We start from the raw sequence: 20,377 nt of genomic DNA on the forward strand, positions 1-20,377 counted from the left end.
ACTTGGTTCGGGTTGTCCCGTATCGGAACACGCGGCGAGAAAAAGCAATGGGAGCAATAGAAAAAGTCGAGGTTTCAAAATCCCCTCCGGTTAATGAATGCGTGACTGAAAATGCAGTGTCTAAAAAATGAAATCGGTTTTTGAGTTTGAATATGGCAACGGCACATGAATGCCCGCGATGTATGAAGCTCTGATGACGCAATCACCTGCAACCCGGCGCAGGGCGGCATCTGCCCGCCACCGAACCATCTCAACCGTTTACACTTTATGAGTAGATCGGCTGTCACATAGCTGACATCATCGCCCCGGTGATTCAGGGCAGGATAGAAGGCGGGCAAGCAAGCCGCTTTTACAACGCAAAATGACGAGGCCGGATAGAATGCCTGAGACTGGCAAAGCGGTTTCGCTTGAAGTTGTCGAGATCGAACTGGCGCTTGGCGCACAGGATATTGTTGCCGACGGTTTCGAAGGCGTTTTGCAGAAGGCCGCGGCCCTGGTCGGCGGGGAGGTTGTTTTCAACATTCGCGCGCCGGAAGACGGCGACCAGCAGCGCATTGCCGCCATTTCCTTGTCGGACGGTGCCGTCGACCAGCTCGTTTTCGTCATGCTCGGCAATGACGGCACCAGCCTCACCGTTTCGGCCGAAGATGATGAAACCACGCTGCTCACCCGGCTCGGCAAGGATTATGCGGCCGTGATGAAGGGCCTTCGCCCGGAATAATGACGCAGGCGACGTTTTCTTTTGGAAGCCGCTTTGCTCTTTCCGGCAAGTCTGGCTAAGCTCGCGCCATCCCATCAAAATGGAGTCATGAAATGGCGAGCAGCCGCCCCCTTACAAATGTCCAGCAGCGCGATATCGATTCGATCCTGCATCCCTATACCCCCCTCCATAAATTGCAGGATCAAGGACCGCTGGTGATGGGCCATGCCAAGGGGGTCTATATCTATGACACGCAGGGCAAGGAATATATCGAGGGCATGGCGGGCCTGTGGTGCGCCGGTCTCGGCTTCGGCGACGAGGAAATGATCGACGCTGCGACCGAGCAGCTGCGCACCCTGCCCTACTACCACCTCTTCGGTGGCAAGGGCATGGAACCGGCGATCGAGCTTGCCGAAAAGCTCAAGGAAATCGCGCCCGTTCCGATCTCCAAGGTTTTCTATACCTCGTCGGGTTCCGAAGCCAATGACACGCAGGTCAAGCTCGCCTGGTACTACAACAACGCGCTGGGCCGCCCGAAGAAGAAAAAGATCATCTCACGCGTCAAGGCCTATCACGGCGTAACCATCATGGCCGCGTCGCTGACCGGCCTGCCCTATAACCACAAGGGCTGGGATCTGCCGGTGGAAGGCATCTTGCACACCGACTGCCCGCATTACTACCGTTTCGGCCAGGCGGGCGAGAGCGAGGCGGAATTCGTGGCGCGTCTTGCCGATTCGCTGCGCGACATGATTGAACGCGAAGGCCCCGACACCATCGCTGCCTTCATCGCCGAGCCGGTGATGGGTGCAGGCGGCGTGCTGGTGCCGCCATCGGGCTATTTTGCCGCCATCGAGCCGATCCTGCGCGAGCACGATATTCTGATCATTGCCGATGAGGTCATCAACGGTTTTGGCCGCACCGGCCACTGGTGGGGCAGCCAGGCCGTCGGCATGACGCCGACCACCATCTCGGCGGCCAAGCAGCTGACGTCGGCCTATGCACCGCTCGGCGCCGTGCTGGTTCCCGAAGACGTCTACCAGGCGTATGTGGATCACAGCGCCCAGATCGGCACGTTCGGCCACGGTTTCACCTATGGCGGCCATCCCTTGGGCTGCGCGCTCGGGGTCAAGGCCATCGAGATCTACCAGCGCCGCAACATCGTCGACTATGTGCGCAGCCTGACGCCGACCTTCGAAGCACGCCTGAAAAAGGTCGTCGATCATCCGCTCGTCGGCGAAGTGCGCAATTCCGGCCTGATGGGTGCGGTGGAACTGGTGGCCGACAAGGCAACCAAACGTTCCTTCGATCCGAAACACGGCGTCGGCGCACAGCTCGCCCGTTTCCTCGAAGGTCACGGCGCGGTGCTGCGCGCCATCGGCGATTCCATCGCCTTCTGCCCGCCGATGATCATCACGGAAGCGGAGCTGAACGAGCTCTTCAACCGCTTTGAGCTGGCATTGGCCGATACGGAAGAGCACGTCGCGAAGAACAATCTGCGCGCGATAAGCTAATTTCTCAAAAAGAGACGGGGCGGCTTGCGCCGCCCCTATACGGTTCAGCGTGCCTTGAGGAAATCGCCGACTTCCAGCAGGACGAATTCATTGTCATCGGCTTTGTCGACGGCACGTCCGGCCGAGAACGGCAGGTTGTTGTCGTTGCCGACGATGATGTGGCTGGCATCGACGACGTCAACATTCTCGATGGTGACGAACGGCATGTCGTAAAAGCCCTCGCCGCCGCCCTGGCGCTTCCTGTTGTCAGGATCAGCAATGTTCAGAAGATCGATGTAGCCGATCTTGCGCACGGCAGCGCCCACATTCTGGTCGGTCATTTCGATCTTGTAGATGCGCTTGACCTTGGACGGTACATCGAAACAATCGGGCTTGGGCGTCTTCGGGTCGGCACAGGCCTTGGCCGCGGTGCCCGCACCATTGTCGCGCTCGATCACCAGCGCCGTCGTGTCGTCGATCATGTTGAAATCGCCGATCGCCTCGCCGCCCGGTGCCAGCGGATAGAGCCAGCTGCGGCCTGTCCAGTTCTTCGATGCGACATCGAATTCGATGACGCGCAGCGCCGGCTGGCCGTCAACCTTTTCCACCACGCCGTCATCGCCGAACAGCGGGCCTTCGAGCAGGCCGTAGAGTTTCTTGCCGTCCTTTGACTGCGCCAGCCCTTCAAAGCCGCCGGAACGCTTGAGGTTGAATGCCGGGTTCTTCAGCGTCGGATTGGCCGGCAGGGTGATGGCCGGATTGTCGGGCGAACGGACGGCGCGATCACCGACCTTGGTGGCGACGACGTCGGTGACCTTGCCGTCGCGGGTCACCTTGACGAGATAAGGGCCGAACTCTTCGCCGATCCAGAAGCCGTCGGCGACAGGCTGGATCGATTCGACATCAAGATCACTGCCAGTGAGATAGCGGGTATCGCTGCCTTCCATGACGATCGGGAACGGGATTTTCTTGTCCGGGTCGCGCAGAAACACGGTTTCCTTGCGCTCGACCGTGCCTTTGTCCCAATCGAAAGCGAGGTGATGCAGCATGAGCATGGCATCGGGCGAATTCAGCTTGGTGCCGAAGCCGTTGTCGGAGAGCGACCAGTAGGTGCCGTCACCGACCGCCTTGATACCGGAAAAGCCCTGTACCGGCTGGCCGTCAAACGGCAGGCTAAGGCCGGTCAGCCGCACGCCGTCCTTGCCGGGAACGGTCGCCAGACCTTCCGCCCGCTTGCGGTCGGCGGTGGTGAACTTGCCCGAGGTCTTCAGGTGTTCCGGCGCATCATCCGGTGCCTTGATGATCGTGTTGGCCGGCAGGATGGCATGGGAGACGAGTTTCGCCTTGAATTCCTGATCCGCGGCGAGTGCCGAGGCAGGAACCAGAATGGAAGCGCAGAGCAGAGCGGCAAAGAGGGGTCGCATGGGGTTCACCTGAGGTTCGAGTGCGTGGATCGAGCCCGCAGGAATAGGTGCCGCGCATCTCTGCCGTTTGACTGTTGCGTGAAGTTTTGGTGACGCTGCCGGATTGGTCAGGTGGCGATTTCGGTTCGCAAACCGTGAAATGCCTCTTGCAGATAGTCCGCCAGAGGACGTCGCCCCTGCTCGGCGCTCCACGTTTCCGCCGCCAGCCGCAGCGCGCCGACGCTGACCATGGCCACCAGCCGCAGGCCCGCCCGCCTCTCCGGTTCCGGCCAGCGCTCGCTCAACGCGTCGAACAGCATCTGCTCCTTGCGCTGATAATTGGCTTGCTTGCGGGCACACAAAGCCTCAGTCGAGCGCAACAGGCCGTCGATGGCGATCGCCTGTTTGGTTTCGTAGCTCGCTATGACCTTGAGAAAGGCGTTGCGGACGACATCGAGCGGCGCTTCATTAAGAGGCTCGTCTGCAATGGCCGCCCGGAATGCCTCATCGGTGCTGCTTTCGAACGCGTTGACGACCTCTTCCTTGGAGCTGAAATAATGGAAAAACGTCCGGCGTGAAATATCAGCGGCCGCCGCGATGGCATCCAGCGTCGTGGCCTCGAAACCGTCTTTCAGGAACAGGCGCAGTCCCGCTTCGGCGATGCGCTGGCGAGTCTCACGCCGCTTGCGTGCCCGCAATCCTTCTTGGGTTGATAGGGTGTCCGTCATGTCTGTCTCCGGCGCATCTTATGCCAAATAATTGCCCTACTTGCAAATTTGCACTGAGTGCATATTTAATGCCTACGATCATCAACGCGAGTGCGCATCATGGCAGACTGGACTTTTTCGGATATTCCCTCACAGCGTGGCCGCTCCGCCATTGTCACCGGTACCGGTGGCCTTGGCTACGAAACGGCACTGGCCCTCGCCCGCGCAGGCGGGGAGATCATTCTTGCCGGCCGCAACGGCAAGAAGGGCGCTGCAGCGGTGGCGCAGATCAAGGCCGCTGTTTCTGGCGCGGACATCCGTTTCGAGGAACTCGACCTTGCCAGCCTCGCATCGGTGCGCTCCTTCGGCGACCGTATGCGGGAGCAGCGTCAAAGCCTGGACCTGCTGATCAACAATGCTGGCGTGATGACACCGCCCACCCGGCAGGCGACCGGCGACGGCTTTGAGTTGCAGTTCGGTACGAATTATCTCGGTCATTTCGCTCTCACGGCACATTTGCTGTCCCTGCTGATCAGAGGGGACCGGCCGCGCGTGGTCAATCTGAGCAGCCTTGCCCATCGCAGCGGCAAAATTCATTTCGACGATCTGCAATGGCAAAGGACCTACAAGCCGTGGCCGGCCTATTGCCAGTCGAAACTGGCAATGCTGATGTTCGCTTTCGAGTTGCAACGCCGCAGCGATACCGCCGGGTGGGGCCTGATGAGCAATGCGGCGCACCCCGGCTATGCCCGTACCGAACTTATCTCCAATGGCCCCGGCACAAGCGGGCTCCTACCCAGGGTCAGCATGCTGATGCAACCCTTTGCCAGTCATTCCGCTGCCGACGGTTCGCTGCCGACGCTGTTCGCCGCCACCTCTCCTGCCGCAACCGGCAGCGGCTACTACGGCCCGAACTGGTTCTATGAACTGAAGGGACCACCAGAACCGGCCAAGGTCATGCCCCAGGCCAAAGATACCACCGTGGCGGGGAAGCTGTGGGATATGTCGGAGCATCTGACAGGGGTTGGATTTGATACTGTGGAATGAGATGTATTAAAGCGGATTGCCAACACGTGGTGCGTGGTTCGTGCAATCGTTTTCAGCTAGGAGACCAGTGTTGACCGAACCCCTCATCCGCAAGGCCACCAGCGCCGATCTCCCCACCATTGTCGCGCTTCTGGCCGATGATCCGCTCGGCAGCCAGCGCGAGGTGATCTCCGATCCGGTCGATGCGCGTTACCGCTCGGCCTTTGCCGCCATCGACAGCGACCCGAACCAGCTTCTGGTCGTGGCGGCAGACGGAGGACAGGTTGTCGGCTGCGCCCAGATCACCTTCATCCCCGGATTATCGCGCACCGGCATGTGGCGCGGGCAGATCGAAAGCGTGCGGATTGCCGAAACGCACCGGCGCGGCGGGCTTGGCCGCCGCATGTTTGAATGGGCCATCGACGCCTGCCGGCAACGCCAGTGCGGGCTGGTGCAGCTTACCACCGACAAGACGCGGCCCGACGCGGCGCGTTTCTACGAAGCGCTGGGATTTGTCGCCAGCCATGAGGGCATGAAGCTCTCATTGCAGCGCTAGGCACAGGAAGCCGCGCGCTCCAGGAGGATTGTGCGCTCGCGGGCATTGCGCGTGAGACTTGCGGCCCGCTCGAACTCAGCCCGCGCTTCATCCGGCCGATTGAGTTTCAGCAGGAGGTCGCCGCGAATGCTTGGCAGGAGATGATAGGCCTGCAGGGACGGCTCGCCCGTCAGTTGGTCAATAAGGTCGAGCCCGGCTTGCGGACCGAAAGCCATGGAAAGCGCTACCGCCCGATTGAGCTCGACGACAGGCGATGGCATGAGCTTTGCCAGCTGCTCGTAGAGCGCGGCGATCCGGACCCAGTCGGTTTCCTCGGCGGTTCGCGCCCGTGCATGGCAGGCGGCGATGGCCGCCTGCAGGCCATAGGGGCCGTAGACGGTGCCCAGCCTTTCGGCCCGCTCCAGTGCCGCCAACCCGCGCCTGATCAGCAGATGGTCCCAGTGCGCGCGGTTCTGGTCGAACAGCAGGACCGGTTCGCCCGACGGCCCGACCCGCGCGGCAAAGCGCGAGGCCTGAATTTCCATGAGCGCGATCAACCCGTGCACCTCCGGTTCATCCGGCATCAGATCAGCAAGGATACGCCCGAGCCGCATGGCTTCCTGTGCCAGTTGCGGCCTGATCCAATCATCTCCCGCGGTGGCCGAATAGCCCTCGTTGAAAATCAGGTAGAGCACGGCAAGCACCGAGGCGAGACGCTCCGTGCGGTCCTTGCCGCGCGGCACCTCGAAGGGAATATTCGCCTCCGACAGCGTGCGTTTGGCCCGGACGATGCGCTGGGCAACGGTGGCTTCAGGTGTCAGGAAGGCGCGGGCGATCTCCTCCGTCGTCAACCCGCCAATCATGCGCAGCGTCAGCGCCGTGCGCGCCTCGGCCGATAGCACGGGGTGGCAGGCGGTGAAGATGAGGCTGAGCATGTCGTCGCCGATGTCGTCGTCCAGTGCCGTATCGAAATCCGGCATGGCGGCCTGTTCGATTTCCGCGTCATAGCCTAACTGCCCGTGCTTGCGCTTCAGCATCTTGGTGCGGCGGAAATGATCGATGGCCCGGCGTTTGCCGGTGACCATCAGCCATGCGGCGGGATTGCGCGGGATACCCTCCGATGGCCAGTGGCGCAGTGCGGCGATCAGTGCCTCCTGCGCCAGTTCTTCGGCAAGCCCGACGTCTCTGACAATGCGCGCAAGCCCGGCAATGATCCGGGCCTGCTCGATTTTCCACACGGTTTCGATGGCACGATGGGTTTCGGCGGCGGTCGTCATAAGGGCCGATCACATCACCTTCGAGGCCGTCGCGCAAGATCGCGACGTGCGGCTTACTTGTTCTGGCCGGCGCCCATGTCGCGAAAGCGGTCGATGGCTTCGAATTCGCCGAAATCTTCGAGTTCGAACATCTGCCGGATTTCGATCTCGCCGCCGTCCGGATGCGGGTTGGGAAACCGGTTGGCCCATTCAATCGCCTCCTCACGTGTCTTCACCTGAATGATGGTATAACCTGCCACCAGTTCCTTGGCCTCGGCGAACGGCCCGTCGATCACGGTCCGCTTGCCGCCGGAATACCGGATTTTCCAGCCCTTTGCGGTGGGTTGAAGGCCATTGGCGTCCAGCAGCGCCCCGGCTTTCGCCAGCTGTTCGTGATAATCGGCCATGGCGCTGAAGAGTTCCTCCGGCGGCATAACACCGGCTTCCGAATCTTTGGTTGCCTTCACCAGAATCATGAATCGCATTGTCGTTTCTCCTTCGGTTCGGATGCCGGGCGGCCGGATGGTCCGGTCGTTGGTAAACCCGCGCTCCGATGACACGACGCGCGGGATTTACCGGTATCGACATATCGCCTGAATTTTTTCATGGGCGATTGCCGGGTTCAGGACAGGGACAGGGGCGGGCCGGTGTAACGGGCACGCGGGCGGATCAGCTGGTTCATCGACTGTTGTTCCAGAATATGCGCAATCCAGCCGACGGAGCGGGCAATGGCGAAGAGAATGACGGGTGCCGACGGAGGCAGACCAAAGCCATCCGTCATGGCGGCAAGGGCAAAATCAATATTGGGCTGCTCGCCGGTCAGCATCTCTGCCGTTTCGCGAATCTGCCGATAGATGGCGCCCGGTTCGAACTGTGCCAGCAGCGCCGCGGCGCGCCGGTCGCCATGGGGATAGAGCGGGTGGCCGAAGGCAGGAATGGCCCTGCCCTGGGCCAGCAGTTCGCGTATCGCAAAACCTGCGCCGGTGGCCTGTGCGGTCCGGACCAGCGCCTGCACGCTGAGATAGGCCTCGCCATGCAGCGGCCCGGTCAACGCGGCAAGGCCGGCGAGCATGCCGGCCGACAGCGGCGCTCCGGTCGAGGCGGCGACGCGGGCCGCAAAGGTCGAGGCATTGAGCTCATGATCGGCCAGCAGAACCAGCGCCCGGCGGATGCAGTCTTCCGCTTCCGGCGCATTCCAGGCATGGGCCAGTCGGATGTGAACGGCGTGATTGGCGGCGCTGCCGGTGCCAAGCATGGCGGCAACGACGTCCGCAAAGACACCGGATGCCTCGGCAACCAGCACGGCACGCGAACGGCCATGGGCCGGCAGGTCCGTTGCGGCACGCCGGGCAAGGACAATCATGGCTGCTTCCAGCGGGCGATCGGGCCTGGGCATATCGTGGGCGGAAGGCGATGCGGTGATTTCCCCCGCTTCCCACAACAGCGCTGCAACCTCTTCAAGTGTCGAGGTGGCGGCCAATACGGACGCATCCCTGCCGCGATACCACAGGCGCCCGTCGGCAATGGTCGAGATGCTCGACGGCAGGACCGGATCGCCCCAGCCGATCGCCTCGGCGGCGACATTGGCCACCGTGCGCCGCCCGGCCTTGCGACCGGCGAGGCGTTTCACATCCTCGCTCTTGTAAAGGCTGCGGCGCGGGTCCTGCGGATCGGGCTTGGCCTGAATGCGCCCCCGGCTGACATTGGCGTAAAGGGTCTGCGGCTGGACGCCAAGAGCCGCCAGAGCCTGCGATGCCGTCAACCACGCCATGGAACCTCACATTGATCATTTATGTCAAGATTGACGTCAATCATAGCGCACCTCATCCTGTGGCGGAAACAAAAACTGGAGTTTGCCATGAAAAACGGTCTTGATGATGTTGTCGCCACGGAAACCACGCTGTCGGATGTTGACGGGCTGGGGGGCATATTGATCATTCGCGGCCGGTCGCTGGATGAATTGGCCGGCGTTGTCCCCTATGAGGAATTGCTGGCGCTGCTGCTGTCGGATGCCTTTGACGAAAAGCTCGACGCGGACGGACTGCGCACGCGCATCGGCCTGGCCCGTCAGGAGGTTTTCCGCATGATACCCGATGCTGCCGCGCCCTTGCTCGCACTGCCGGTCACCGATGCGGTGCGCGCGCTGACCGCCCAATTTGCTGATGGCGATGACCTTGCCACCGCCCTGCGCCTGATCGCGGCTCCCGCCGTGTTCACCCCGGCGGTCATCCGGCTGAAGAACGGCCAGGCACCTGTCGCGCCGGACATCGCGCTCAGCCACGCCGCGGATATATTGCACATGCTGCACGGCCGAACTGTCACACCGCAGGAAGCCGCCGCACTCGATACCTATCTCGTTACGGTCAGCGATCACGGCATGAACGCCTCGACATTCGCGGCTCGGGTGGTGGCATCCACCCATGCGGGACTAGTGTCCTCCGTGCTGGCCGCATTCGGCGCGCTCAAGGGCCCGCTGCATGGCGGTGCACCGGGGCCGGTTCTCGACATGCTCGACGCCATCGGCACACCGGACAATGCCGAAGCATGGCTGGAAAGAGCACTGGACGACGGCGAGCGGCTGATGGGTTTCGGCCATCGCATCTACCGGGTGCGCGACCCGCGCGCGGATGCATTGATGCAGGCGCTGCGGCGGCTGGCTGGAACGGGCAATCACGGTGCGGGCCGCTTCAAGCTGGCGGAGAGCGTCGAAGCGGCGGCCCTGCGCATCCTCGCCCGCCGCAAACCCGACCGCCCGCTCAAGACCAATGTGGAATTCTATACGGCACTACTGCTGGAAACGCTTGGTTTTCCAAGGGACAGCTTTACCAGCGTCTTCGCCATGGGACGGGTCGGCGGCTGGATCGCCCATGCAAGAGAGCAGACCCAACATGGCCGGCTGATTCGCCCGCAATCGCGGTATATCGGACCGCGCCCGATCAAGGCCGCATAGGTTTTTCAAAGTAATGGGATGGTGGAAGCAGCCCGAAAGGGCCATCCACCATCACATGTGCGTGTTTAAACCCGGATATCCCAGACAATACTGCAATTACCCCAGTAATGTTCAACCTTAGATAGTATTTTTACTCACTAAAATGGGCTTTTGGTGGTATTCTATCAATGGACTCAAGTGCACCGTCTTTGGACATTCAAAAGGAGCAACTGGGATCATGACACAGCTTCTCAATCGCCTGTCTCTGGCACTCGCCATGACGCTCTCCACCACTCCCTCCGTGATGGCCGGCCCGCTGACCACCATGGATGATGTCGGCAAAGCGCTTCATGCCTGCTGGACTGCGCCGGAGGGGTCACAAAAATCCACCGTGACACTCCGTTTCAGCTTCAAGCGCGACGGCTCGCTGATCGGCCCGCCGCGAACGGCTGCCATCGATTTTCCGGGCAATGATGCGGCGGCGCGCAAATCATTCATCGATGCGGCCATTTCCGCCGTCAAAGATTGCACGCCGCTGACATTGTCACCGGAACTTGCCCAGGGCATTGGCGGCCAGGTCTTCACCATGCAGTTTGTTTCGCCTGACGCCTGCGACGGTGATTGCAACCGGGAAGCCAGCGTGCGGCCAAACTGACCGGCGGCCATGCACAGCAAAAAGGCGGCTCCGTGAGCCGCCTTTCCTGTTCTGGCAAAGAGCGCGCCAGTGCTATTGGCGATGAAGTTCCACCCGGCGGTTCTTGGCCCGTCCGGCTTCGTCGTCATTCGATGCGACAGGCGACTGCAAGCCCTCTCCCTTCGCCTTGAGACGGCTCGCCGAAACACTGTAGGTACTGACCAGATCGGCGACAACCGCATCGGCCCGCGCCTTCGACAACTGCATGTTGAAGTCAGCACCGCCAATATTGTCGGTATGGCCAACCACATCGAGTTTCTCGTTCGGCTGATCCTTCAGGAACTTGGCGATTTCATCAAGGCTCGGGCGCGACTCCGGTTTGATTGACGCCTTGTTGAAGTCGAAATGAATACCGTAGAGCAGAACCTTGCCGGCCGTATCGAGGCTCTTGCTGATCTGCGAGGCGGACACCACGACCATCTGGTCGGTCAGGTTGCCGACCTGCAGGGAGTCGAGGCGGACATAGACCTGGCCCTTGACCGCATCGAATTCCGGCACATAGCCATCCTCGAATTCGATGACGTAGAGCGCGATGTAGGTTTTGACGCCGCCCTCTTCCTTGACGGCCGCCACATAACGCGCCTCGTCCGGGCTGTAGCCGAAAAGCTGACCGCCGGGGCCCTTTTCGCCAAAGACGTTCTCCAGTTGATAGGTGTCGGCCTGCTTGGCCTGGAACAGGACCTTGTAGCCCGCCGATTGCAGATCGTTCAGGTAGTTGCGGAACACTTCGGCCGAGGAAGGTCCGGCAGGAACGGAATAGACGTTCTGCGTCAGGCGGCCTTCCAGTGCTTCCTTGCTGGCAAAATCCGACTTGGCGGAGTCATCCTCGTTCTTGACCCACTTTCCGGTCGGCAGGGTATATTCCGCGAAGTTGCGCGCATCGCACAACATGATCGATGACCCTTCAAAGCGCTTGATACCGGGGAAATCCTTGCAGCCCGGCTTGTCTGCCGCATGGGCCGACGATGCGATGAAAACGGCCATGAACATAAGTGCCGCGAAGACTCCACTGCAGAGTTTCGATGTCATGAGTATCTCCAAAATGATGTGACGCTGTTGCACTGCTGGCCTGAAACCTTGGACCAACCGCACTACGTGATTGCTTTATAATAATACAAAAATCATTTCGCAATACACAAAACATATCCCGTTTTCACCATTGAATGATCAATCGCCAAACCAGATTTGGCGATTCTACAGACGTTTTGTCACAGCTTTAATACATGCGGGATGCCCGTCTTCCGCCAGGAAGAATGTCTAAACAAATAGCAAAATACAAAAACAATAGTTCGAAATTCTAGCGCGATGTACGGACAACTCCGCTCCGGCCCCGTATCGGGACCGGAGCGGAGCTGCGCACGGGGTCTCAGGTTTTGGAAGCGGGTTTCTCCACATGGCCGCCAAACTCGCTGCGCATGGCCGACAGCACCTTGTTGGCGAAGTCGGCATTGCCGCGCGAGCTGAAGCGCTCCTGCAGCGCCGCGCTGAGAACCGGCGTGGGTACGGCCTCGTCAATAGCGGCGATGGCCGTCCAACGCCCCTCGCCCGAATCCGAAACACGCCCCTGGAAATTCGACAGGGTCGGATCGTCGTTCAGGGCGTCGGCGGTCAAATCCAGCAGCCAGGAGCTGATCACGCTGCCGCGACGCCAGACCTCGGCGATCTGCGGCAGGTCGAAACTGTATTGATAATGCTCGGGATGCAGGAGTGGCGTGGTTTCCGCGTCCACCTCATGCGAGCGCAGGCCGATATCCGCATTGCGCAGGATGTTCAGGCCTTCCGCATAGGCCGCCATCAAACCGTATTCGATGCCGTTATGGACCATCTTGACGAAGTGGCCGGCACCATTGGCGCCGCAATGCAGATAACCGAGCGGCGCCGTGCTCTTGCCCGGCGCAGCGACGGCTGGCGCGGCCGGGTCATTGCCGCCCGGCGCCAGCGAGGCGAATACGGGCGAGAGATGCTCTACCACATCCTTTTCGCCACCGATCATCAGGCAATAGCCGCGCTCCAGTCCGAAGACGCCGCCACTGGTGCCGACATCGACATAGTGCAGGCCTTTTGTCTTCAGCTCGCCGCCGCGGCGGATATCGTCGTGATAATAGGAATTGCCGCCATCGATGAGGATATCGCCCGCCTCGAGCAGCGGCACGAGCTTGGCGAGAACGCTGTCGACAACGGCGGCGGGCAACATCAGCCAGATGGCGCGCGGCTTGGCCAGAAGCGAGACGAACTCCTCCAGCACGACCGTTCCGGTCGCGCCCTGTTTTTGCAGGTCCGCCATGCTTTCGGCACGGGTGTCATGAACCACGAGGGCGTGACCACGCTTCATGAGGCGCTGCGCCATGTTGGCGCCCATGCGCCCTAACCCAATCATGCCAAGCTGCATTTCATTCTCCTTGGAGTGTTTGCAATCCGTCGGGGGAGCCCGCAGGCTCCTCATCGGGAGCAAGTTAGGCAGACAGGACCACGGACACAAGCAAGCGTTGCGTCATAAGCGCGTGATAGCAGCGGCCAAGGCATGGGCGAGTATCGGTTGGCAGAGCGAAATCTTTGATAAAGCGTCAGAAAACGGTAAAATCGCCGATAATTTCCTGTATAGGTTCTGCAAGACGAAACGATACCTCAACCCGATGAAGGAGGGCCAATGATATCCGGATGGATCAGACTGATTGTAGCTTGGGCAACTGTGGGTGCCTTTCTTGTTTTCGGATATGGCTGGATGGCCGATCTGAGTTCGGTGATGAAAGCTTCGTTTCTGTTTGTCTGGCTGTTCGGCGTCATCATCTGGTCGGCCTTCGGCGTCGTGCATGAGGCGGAGGAACTGGCGGAACTGCTGGGCGAACCGCTCGGAACGCTCATTCTCACCCTCTCCATCGTCATCATCGAAGTGGTGCTGATCAGCGCCGTGATGCTGAGTTCGGATGCACCGACGCTCGGCCGCGACACGATGTTCGCGGTGCTGATGATCGTTTTGAACGGCGTGGTCGGCCTTGGCCTGCTCATCGGCGGGCTGCGTTACGGCCAGCAGGGTTACAACCTGCAGGGCGCGGCATCCTATCTCATCGTCATCATTCCGCTGACGGTCATCCCGTTGATCCTGCCGAACTTCACGGTTTCCACCAGCAATGGCTCCCTCACCGTGGTTCAATCGGTGTTCTTCTCGATTTTCACCATTGCCCTCTATGTGATTTTCATTGTGCTGCAGACGGGACGACACCGCGACTTCTTCGTCTACCCCAAAGGAGATGAAGACGTTCTGCAGGCATCGCCCGAGGCCGAAGCGCCGCATGCGAAACCTGCCGGGTCGATTGGCGGCCACACGCTGCTGCTGATCCTGAACATCCTGCCGATCGTGCTGCTGTCGAAGAGCCTGGCCTCGCTGCTCGACCATGGCATTGCCAGCTTCGGCGCGCCCACCGCACTTGGTGGCCTGCTCATCGCCGCCATCGTCTTCACGCCGGAAGCCATCACCGCGCTTCGCGCCGTTTCCGGCAATGAGCTGCAGCGCGCGGTCAACCTGTGCCTGGGTGCGGCAACCTCGACCGTCGGCCTGACCGTGCCGGCCGTGCTTGCCATCAGCCTGTTCACCGGCCAGACCGCCATTCTCGGCCTGTCATCCACCGAAATGACCCTGCTGGCGGTGACACTGATCCTCAGCACCCTGACCTTTTCCGGCCTGCGCACGACGGTGCTCGAAGGTGCGGTGCATCTGATGATCTTCTTCGTCTATCTCGTGTTGATCTTCAGCCCCTGACCGGCGCAAGATCGAGGTGTTCGGCGACGAAATCGACGAACACCCGCAGCTTGGGCGACAGATAGCGGCTCGACGGCCAGAGCACGCGGAACGTGCCGGAAAACGGGATGAAGTCATCGAGAACGCTGACCAGCGTTCCAGACCGCAGCTCGTCCATGATGGTGAAATCCGGCAGGCAGGCGATGCCAAGCCCCTCCTGCGCCATGTGGATCTGCGGTGCCGACGTGTTGCAGACGAGGGTCGCAGGCAGGTCGAGTTCCACATCCCTGCCATCGCGGGACAGCGGCCAGAGTTGCAATTTCCCGGTGGTCGGATAGCGGTAAAACAGGCAATGATGCCGCGTCAGGTCCTCCGGCACTTCCGGTGTTCCCATGCGCGCGAAATAGTCCGGTGATCCGACCAGGCGCTTGCGGAACGAGCCGAGCACCCGGGTCATCAGCCGCGAATCATTCGGCTCGCCGGTGCGCAGGACCGCGTCGAAGCCGTCCTCGATCACATCGACCAGCCGGTCGGAGCAGTCAATGTCCAGCTCGATATCGGGATAGGCGCGCATGAAGGCGGAAAGCACCGGCATCATCAACCGGTCCGCAATCGGCATGCTGACACGCAACCTGCCGCGCGGCGCCTCATTGGCCTGCGACAATTCCAGTTCGGCCGCCTCGATCTCGCAGAAAATGCGACGGCACCGCTCCAGGAACAGCGAGCCTTCGGGCGTCAGCGTGATGCTGCGCGTGCTGCGGTGAAAAAGCCGGGCACCAAGCCGTTCCTCCAGCCGCGCAATCGATTTGCCGATGGCAGAGGGGGAAACGCCGAGGTGGCGGCCGGCGGCCACGAAACTGCGGTATTCGGCGGCCTGCACGAAAGCATTCCATGAGCCCAGATTGTCCATCGACATCACCTCTTCATTGCCGACAAAAATGTCGCTTGTGAAAGGAACTATAGCCTGTTTTTCCGTTTTGCGAAGATGACTAGGTTCGGTTTCCCATCGCAGGTGTGAAGCTTTGCACCGTAAAGGCATCGCCTCTCCGCCTGCCCAACCCCTTACTTATTGACCAGGCAAAGACATGACATCGATCACAACATCGCTGGACGAGGCTCCTCCCGCCTCCTCCTTCCGGCTGCCGCTCAGCGGCCTGCTTGCCCTTGCAGCAGCCGGTTTCATCACCGTCCTCACCGAAGCGCTGCCGGCGGGCCTGCTGCCCCAGATGGGCGCCAGTCTGGCAGTGCCCGAATCGCTGGTGGGCCAGCTTGTCACCATCTACGCGCTCGGCTCCCTCATCGCCGCCATCCCGCTGACCGCGGCCACACGCGGATGGCGGCGCAAGCCACTGCTGCTCAGCGCCATCGGCGGATTTGCCATCGTCAACACGATCACGGCGGTTTCCACCAGCTACACGCTCACGCTCGGCGCCCGATTTTTTGCCGGTGTTTTCGCTGGATTGCTCTGGGCGCTGGTTGCCGGTTATGCCGGGCGCATGGTGCCCGACCACATGAAAGGCAAGGCCATGGCCGTCGCCATGCTTGGCGCGCCCGTCGCGCTGTCCCTCGGCGTGCCCGCCGGGACTTTTCTGGGCGCGTTTGTCGGCTGGCAGTACACGTTCGGCATCATGAGCGGGCTGACGGTGCTACTGGTCGGCTGGACCATCTGGAAATTGCCGGATTTTCCCGGCCAGGAAGCGGGCAGGCAATTGCCGATCTCCGGCGTCTTCGCCATTCCCGGCGTCAAGGCGGTGCTGTTTGTCGCGCTGACCTATGTGGTGGCCCATAACGTGCTCTATACCTACATCGCGCCGTTTCTGGTTCCCGCTGGGCTCGCCGGAAGCATCGACAAGGTGCTGTTCGTCTTTGGCCTGTCCGCCATTCTCGGCACCTGGATGATCGGCCTGATGATCGACCGCTGGCTGCGCGAACTCACGCTGATCTGCATCGCGGCCTTTGCCGTGGCGGCCGTACTCCTTGCCATCTGGTCCGCCAACAGCACGATGGTCTATCTCAGCTTCGCCATCTGGGGTGTGACCTATGGCGGCGTGCCGACCCTGTTCCAGACCGCATCGGCCAAAACCGCGGGCGATGCGGCGGATGTCGCGCAATCGATGATCGTCACTGTCTGGAACATCGGCATTGCCGGCGGCGGCATCATCGGCGGCTTCCTCCTGGAAACAACCGGCGTCACCTCGTTCTCATGGGTGCTGCTGGTACTGCTTGCCCTCGCCTTCATCGCCGCCGTCCGGGCACGAAGCCACGGCTTTCCGGCTGCCGCAACAGCAGCATAAATGCGATTGTGAGAAAGCAAAACCGGCGGCGGTCTTTCGCTGCCGGTTTGATCAGACCCCGGAGCGCACCGGCTGGGCGGAAACGGTCACATCCTGCAGGCGCACGAAGCGAAAACCCTTTTGCTGCAGGGCCAAAACACCTTTGGCAACACCGGCACCGGCCACCCGGCCCGGCTGGTTGATATGGGCAATGATGACATCGCCATCCTTGGCAGCGGCAATGCGCTTTTCCACCAGTCCGGCCATCAGCGAGGCACCCATATCGGCATTGAGCGAATAACCGGCCACCCGGTAGCCCATCTCATGGATGATGCGGATACCGTTTTCGCTGTAGCGGGCGGTCGCATCGCGATACCAGACCGGCTTGGCGACGGAGGCTTTCAGCATGGCGTCGACACCGCCCTGGATTTCACTGCGGATCGCAGCTTCCGAACCTGCGGTCTTCAACCCAAACATGGTGGGCTGGTTGTCGATGGCGGGGATGTGGTTGAAGCCGTGGTTTTCCAGTTCGAACAAATCGGGATGCGCCTTCATGACCGCAAGCGCCTCGGCATTGTGCCGCATCCAGCGGGCGGTGACGAAGATCGTTGCCGGGATGCGGTTTTCCACCAGCGTATTGAGAATGCGCAGGTCCGTCTGCCCCGAACAGGCATCCAGCGTCAGCGCCACCTGCGGCGCCGCGGCGCCGCCCTTGGCAATATAAAGCTTCGGCTCGACGAATGGCGCCGGATGATCCCCGGCGGTTGCGATCCCCGCCTGCGTGACGAGGAGAAGAGCAGCGATGATGGCAGAGGCTGAGCGCACGGTGTTTACCAATCTTGAGAATTGCCCGCAGATACACGCGCAGATCACGTCCAAAATGCGGCACCGGCCCTGCCAACAGGGCCAAGGCGCTATTTTTGCTTGGCCGAGGCCTGTGCCGCCGCCAGGCGCGCGATCGGCACGCGGAACGGCGAGCAGGAGACATAGTCAAGGCCGGTCTCTTCGCAGAAGTGAATGGAAGCCGGATCGCCACCATGTTCGCCGCAGATGCCAAGCTTGATGTCCGGGCGGGTAGCCTTGCCCTTTTCCACGGCAATGCGCACCAGTTCGCCGACGCCGTCCACATCGATGGAGACGAACGGGTCCTGTTGGATGATACCCTTCATCTGATAGGTCATCAGGAAGGCGGATGCATCGTCGCGGGAAATACCGAAGGTTGTCTGCGTCAGATCGTTGGTGCCGAAGGAGAAGAATTCCGCCACCTCGGCAATCGAATGCGCACGCACCGCAGCGCGCGGCAGTTCGATCATCGTGCCGACGAGGTAATTGATCCTGATATCCGCTTCCTTCATCACGTCGGCGGCGACCGCATCGATGCGGGCCTTGACGAAATCAAGTTCGGCACGCAGGCCAACCAGCGGCACCATGATTTCCGGTTCGACCGGAGCGCCGGTGACTTCCGCCGCCTGCACGGCGGCTTCGAAAATCGCCCGCACTTGCATTTCGGCAATTTCCGGATAGGAAATGGCGAGGCGGCAGCCGCGATGGCCGAGCATCGGGTTGAATTCATGCAGGCTGTCGGTGCGCTCGCGCAGCTTCTCCGGGCTGACATTCATGACGGCCGCAACTTCCGCGATTTCCTCTTCCGTCTTCGGCAGGAATTCGTGCAGCGGCGGGTCAAGCAACCGGATCGTCACGGGAAGGCCGTTCATGATTTCGAACAGCTCCTTGAAATCGGCGCGCTGCATCGGCAACAGCTTGTCGAGCGCGGCGCGGCGGCCCTTCTCGCTGTCGGCCAGGATCATTTCGCGCATGGCAATGATGCGCTCGCCGTCAAAGAACATATGCTCGGTGCGGCAAAGACCGATGCCCTCGGCCCCGAACGAGCGCGCCATGCGCGCATCATTCGGCGTTTCGGCATTGGCACGCACCTTCATGCGGCGCGTCGTGTCGGCCCATTCCATGATCTTGGCGAAATCGCCGGAGAATTCCGGCTGCAGCATGGGAACGGCGCCCTTGAGCACCTGGCCGATACCGCCATCGATGGTGATGATGTCGCCCTTCTTCAAAAGCACGCCGGCGGCCAGCAGGGTTTCATTGCGGTAATCGACACGCAGGGAACCCGCACCGGAGACGCAGGGCTTGCCCATGCCGCGCGCCACCACGGCCGCGTGGCTGGTCATGCCGCCGCGGGTGGTCAGGATGGCTTCGGCGGCGTGCATGCCGTGAATGTCTTCCGGGCTGGTTTCGATGCGCACGAGGATGGCCTTGCGGCCTTCCGACTTCAGCTGTTCGGCATCTTCCGACGAGAACACGATCTCACCCGTCGCCGCGCCCGGCGATGCCGGAAGCCCGCTGCCGATGACATTGCGCTTGGCCGAAGGATCGATTGTGGGATGCAGCAGCTGATCGAGCGAAGCCGGATCAATACGCAGAACCGCTTCTTCCCGCGTGATCAGGCCTTCATTTGCCATTTCAACGGCGATTTTCAAGGCGGCCTTGGCGGTCCGCTTGCCGGATCGCGTCTGCAGCATCCACAGCTTGCCGTTCTCGATGGTGAATTCGAGATCCTGCATGTCGGTGTAATGCTTTTCCAGCCGGTCCGACACGGCGCAGAATTCGGCAAAGGCGGCCGGCATCAGCTTTTCCAGCGACGGCTTGTCGGAACCGGCGGCAATGCGCGCGTCTTCCGTGATGTTCTGCGGCGTCCTGATGCCCGCAACCACGTCTTCGCCCTGCGCATTGACGAGAAACTCGCCATAGAGCTTCTTTTCGCCGGTCGACGGATTGCGTGTGAAGGCAACGCCCGTTGCCGAACGCTCGCCCATATTGCCGAACACCATGGCCTGGATATTGACGGCCGTGCCCCAGCTTTCCGGGATGTTGTGCAGGCGGCGATAGGTAATGGCGCGCGTGTTCATCCAGCTGGAGAAAACAGCGCCGATCGCGCCCCAAAGCTGCTTTTCCGGGTCCTGCGGGAATGGCTCTTCCAGCTCTTCCTCGATCTTCGCCTTGTAAAGGTCGATGATGCCCTTCCAGTCGTCGGCCGAGAGCGCCGTATCGATCTCGACGCCGAGATTGGCCTTGGTATCCTCGAGGATTTCCTCGAAGACCGAATGGTCGAGCCCCATGACCACGTCGGAATACATCTGGATGAAACGGCGGTAGCTGTCATAGGCAAAGCGCGGATCGCCGGATTCGCGGGCGATGGCTTCGACGGTCTGATCATTGAGGCCGAGATTGAGCACGGTGTCCATCATGCCCGGCATGGAAGCGCGGGAGCCGGAACGCACGGACACCAGCAGCGGCTTGGACGGGTCGCCGAAATCGCGGCCCGTCACCGCAGCGATATGGCCAAGCGCCTTCTTGACGTCGGCTTCGAGCGCATCAGGATAACGATGGCCATTGTCATAGAACCAGCTGCAGACCTCGGACGTGATGGTAAATCCGGGCGGGACCGGCAGCCCGAGTGCGCACATCTCGGCCAGATTGGCCCCCTTGCCGCCCAGAAGGTTGCGATCGCCGGCAGAGCCTTCCGCCTTGCCGTCACCGAATGTGTAAACCCACTTCACCATTGCAGCCTCCCATGCCGCCGTCCACGCGCCGCAAAGCGCTGAAGAAGGTC

General features: G+C 61.3%; 18 protein-coding genes. 8 read left to right on the top strand and 10 right to left on the bottom strand.

What is annotated here, in order from left to right:
- The first annotated feature begins 379 nt into the window (after window positions 1–379).
- Both ACP7B1_RS20190 and ACP7B1_RS20195 read left to right on the top strand, forming a co-directional pair.
- Window positions 380–721, top strand: coding sequence for a hypothetical protein (locus ACP7B1_RS20190; RefSeq protein WP_346306505.1), 342 nt, complete (start codon window positions 380–382; stop codon window positions 719–721).
- A 92-nt stretch (window positions 722–813) separates the two neighbouring features.
- A complete protein-coding gene (locus ACP7B1_RS20195) occupies window positions 814–2,211 on the top strand; it encodes an aminotransferase (protein WP_346306506.1) in 1,398 nt (465 codons plus the stop codon).
- A 44-nt stretch (window positions 2,212–2,255) separates the two neighbouring features.
- On the opposite strand, the gene ACP7B1_RS20200 is transcribed toward ACP7B1_RS20195, so the two are convergent.
- Both ACP7B1_RS20200 and ACP7B1_RS20205 read right to left on the bottom strand, forming a co-directional pair.
- Entirely contained in the window at window positions 2,256–3,614 is a 1,359-nt protein-coding gene (locus ACP7B1_RS20200; RefSeq protein WP_346306507.1) for an esterase-like activity of phytase family protein, read from the bottom strand.
- A gap of 107 nt (window positions 3,615–3,721) precedes the next feature.
- Window positions 3,722–4,321 (bottom strand): TetR/AcrR family transcriptional regulator, encoded by a 600-nt coding sequence (locus ACP7B1_RS20205; protein ID WP_346306508.1) that lies wholly within the window; start codon window positions 4,319–4,321, stop codon window positions 3,722–3,724.
- A 99-nt stretch (window positions 4,322–4,420) separates the two neighbouring features.
- Between ACP7B1_RS20205 and ACP7B1_RS20210 the strand changes: the two genes are divergently transcribed.
- Together ACP7B1_RS20210 and ACP7B1_RS20215 are read left to right on the top strand one after the other, a co-directional pair.
- Entirely contained in the window at window positions 4,421–5,347 is a 927-nt protein-coding gene (locus ACP7B1_RS20210) for an SDR family oxidoreductase (RefSeq protein WP_346306509.1), read from the top strand.
- Between the two features lie 70 nt (window positions 5,348–5,417).
- A complete protein-coding gene (locus ACP7B1_RS20215) occupies window positions 5,418–5,882 on the top strand; it encodes a GNAT family N-acetyltransferase (RefSeq protein WP_346306510.1) in 465 nt (154 codons plus the stop codon).
- Here the strand turns inward: ACP7B1_RS20215 and ACP7B1_RS20220 are convergent.
- The 3 genes from ACP7B1_RS20220 to ACP7B1_RS20230 form a co-directional block, all read right to left on the bottom strand.
- Window positions 5,879–7,138 carry an RNA polymerase sigma factor gene (locus ACP7B1_RS20220; protein WP_346306511.1) on the bottom strand — a complete coding sequence of 420 codons (1,260 nt, stop codon included), beginning with the start codon at window positions 7,136–7,138 and terminating at the stop codon, window positions 5,879–5,881. The genes ACP7B1_RS20215 and ACP7B1_RS20220 overlap by 4 nt on opposite strands.
- A gap of 53 nt (window positions 7,139–7,191) precedes the next feature.
- The gene (locus tag ACP7B1_RS20225; protein ID WP_223611504.1) at window positions 7,192–7,602 is read right to left on the bottom strand and encodes a YciI family protein; all 411 of its coding nucleotides are present in this window, start codon (window positions 7,600–7,602) and stop codon (window positions 7,192–7,194) included.
- A 137-nt stretch (window positions 7,603–7,739) separates the two neighbouring features.
- A complete protein-coding gene (locus ACP7B1_RS20230) occupies window positions 7,740–8,888 on the bottom strand; it encodes a citrate synthase (protein WP_346306512.1) in 1,149 nt (382 codons plus the stop codon).
- A gap of 87 nt (window positions 8,889–8,975) precedes the next feature.
- Between ACP7B1_RS20230 and ACP7B1_RS20235 the strand changes: the two genes are divergently transcribed.
- The gene (locus ACP7B1_RS20235; RefSeq protein WP_346306513.1) at window positions 8,976–10,067 is read left to right on the top strand and encodes a citrate synthase/methylcitrate synthase; all 1,092 of its coding nucleotides are present in this window, start codon (window positions 8,976–8,978) and stop codon (window positions 10,065–10,067) included.
- A gap of 217 nt (window positions 10,068–10,284) precedes the next feature.
- A complete protein-coding gene (locus tag ACP7B1_RS20240) occupies window positions 10,285–10,701 on the top strand; it encodes a hypothetical protein (RefSeq protein ID WP_346306514.1) in 417 nt (138 codons plus the stop codon).
- A gap of 72 nt (window positions 10,702–10,773) precedes the next feature.
- On the opposite strand, the gene ACP7B1_RS20245 is transcribed toward ACP7B1_RS20240, so the two are convergent.
- On the bottom strand, window positions 10,774–11,769 hold the full coding sequence (locus ACP7B1_RS20245; protein WP_346306515.1) for an OmpA family protein: 996 nt from the start codon (window positions 11,767–11,769) through the stop codon (window positions 10,774–10,776).
- 337 nt (window positions 11,770–12,106) lie between these two features.
- The gene (gnd, locus tag ACP7B1_RS20250; protein ID WP_346306516.1) at window positions 12,107–13,129 is read right to left on the bottom strand and encodes a phosphogluconate dehydrogenase (NAD(+)-dependent, decarboxylating); all 1,023 of its coding nucleotides are present in this window, start codon (window positions 13,127–13,129) and stop codon (window positions 12,107–12,109) included.
- 333 nt (window positions 13,130–13,462) lie between these two features.
- Here gnd and ACP7B1_RS20255 point away from each other — a divergent pair, with 333 nt between their 5' ends.
- Window positions 13,463–14,497 carry a calcium:proton antiporter gene (locus ACP7B1_RS20255; RefSeq protein ID WP_346306517.1) on the top strand — a complete coding sequence of 345 codons (1,035 nt, stop codon included), beginning with the start codon at window positions 13,463–13,465 and terminating at the stop codon, window positions 14,495–14,497.
- Here the strand turns inward: ACP7B1_RS20255 and ACP7B1_RS20260 are convergent.
- Window positions 14,487–15,386, bottom strand: a complete 900-nt coding sequence (locus ACP7B1_RS20260; protein ID WP_346306521.1) for a LysR family transcriptional regulator — start codon at window positions 15,384–15,386, stop codon at window positions 14,487–14,489. The two genes, ACP7B1_RS20255 and ACP7B1_RS20260, sit on opposite strands and share 11 nt — an antisense overlap.
- 175 nt (window positions 15,387–15,561) lie before the next feature.
- On the opposite strand from ACP7B1_RS20260, the gene ACP7B1_RS20265 reads away from it, so the two are divergent.
- Window positions 15,562–16,770, top strand: a complete 1,209-nt coding sequence (locus ACP7B1_RS20265; RefSeq protein WP_346306518.1) for an MFS transporter — start codon at window positions 15,562–15,564, stop codon at window positions 16,768–16,770.
- 51 nt (window positions 16,771–16,821) lie between these two features.
- On the opposite strand, the gene ACP7B1_RS20270 is transcribed toward ACP7B1_RS20265, so the two are convergent.
- Entirely contained in the window at window positions 16,822–17,574 is a 753-nt protein-coding gene (locus tag ACP7B1_RS20270) for a polysaccharide deacetylase family protein (protein ID WP_426137220.1), read from the bottom strand.
- An 89-nt stretch (window positions 17,575–17,663) separates the two neighbouring features.
- On the bottom strand, window positions 17,664–20,327 hold the full coding sequence (gene ppdK / locus ACP7B1_RS20275; protein ID WP_426137221.1) for a pyruvate, phosphate dikinase: 2,664 nt from the start codon (window positions 20,325–20,327) through the stop codon (window positions 17,664–17,666).
- Between the last annotated feature and the right edge of the window lie 50 nt (window positions 20,328–20,377).

Origin of the sequence: Phyllobacterium sp. SL163 (genome assembly GCF_049896885.1) — a bacterium.
Classification (GTDB): domain Bacteria; phylum Pseudomonadota; class Alphaproteobacteria; order Rhizobiales; family Rhizobiaceae; genus Phyllobacterium; species Phyllobacterium calauticae.

Coding starts and splice junctions, on each gene's coding strand:
- ACP7B1_RS20190 (WP_346306505.1), top strand. CDS start 380: ATGCCTGAGACTGGCAAAGCGGTTTCGCTTGAAGTTGTCGAGATCGAA.
- ACP7B1_RS20195 (WP_346306506.1), top strand. CDS start 814: ATGGCGAGCAGCCGCCCCCTTACAAATGTCCAGCAGCGCGATATCGAT.
- ACP7B1_RS20200 (WP_346306507.1), bottom strand. CDS start 3,614: ATGCGACCCCTCTTTGCCGCTCTGCTCTGCGCTTCCATTCTGGTTCCT.
- ACP7B1_RS20205 (WP_346306508.1), bottom strand. CDS start 4,321: ATGACGGACACCCTATCAACCCAAGAAGGATTGCGGGCACGCAAGCGG.
- ACP7B1_RS20210 (WP_346306509.1), top strand. CDS start 4,421: ATGGCAGACTGGACTTTTTCGGATATTCCCTCACAGCGTGGCCGCTCC.
- ACP7B1_RS20220 (WP_346306511.1), bottom strand. CDS start 7,138: ATGACGACCGCCGCCGAAACCCATCGTGCCATCGAAACCGTGTGGAAA.
- ACP7B1_RS20225 (WP_223611504.1), bottom strand. CDS start 7,602: ATGCGATTCATGATTCTGGTGAAGGCAACCAAAGATTCGGAAGCCGGT.
- ACP7B1_RS20230 (WP_346306512.1), bottom strand. CDS start 8,888: ATGGCGTGGTTGACGGCATCGCAGGCTCTGGCGGCTCTTGGCGTCCAG.
- ACP7B1_RS20235 (WP_346306513.1), top strand. CDS start 8,976: ATGAAAAACGGTCTTGATGATGTTGTCGCCACGGAAACCACGCTGTCG.
- ACP7B1_RS20240 (WP_346306514.1), top strand. CDS start 10,285: ATGACACAGCTTCTCAATCGCCTGTCTCTGGCACTCGCCATGACGCTC.
- ACP7B1_RS20245 (WP_346306515.1), bottom strand. CDS start 11,769: ATGACATCGAAACTCTGCAGTGGAGTCTTCGCGGCACTTATGTTCATG.
- gnd (WP_346306516.1), bottom strand. CDS start 13,129: ATGCAGCTTGGCATGATTGGGTTAGGGCGCATGGGCGCCAACATGGCG.
- ACP7B1_RS20255 (WP_346306517.1), top strand. CDS start 13,463: ATGGCCGATCTGAGTTCGGTGATGAAAGCTTCGTTTCTGTTTGTCTGG.
- ACP7B1_RS20260 (WP_346306521.1), bottom strand. CDS start 15,386: ATGGACAATCTGGGCTCATGGAATGCTTTCGTGCAGGCCGCCGAATAC.
- ACP7B1_RS20265 (WP_346306518.1), top strand. CDS start 15,562: ATGACATCGATCACAACATCGCTGGACGAGGCTCCTCCCGCCTCCTCC.
- ppdK (WP_426137221.1), bottom strand. CDS start 20,327: ATGGTGAAGTGGGTTTACACATTCGGTGACGGCAAGGCGGAAGGCTCT.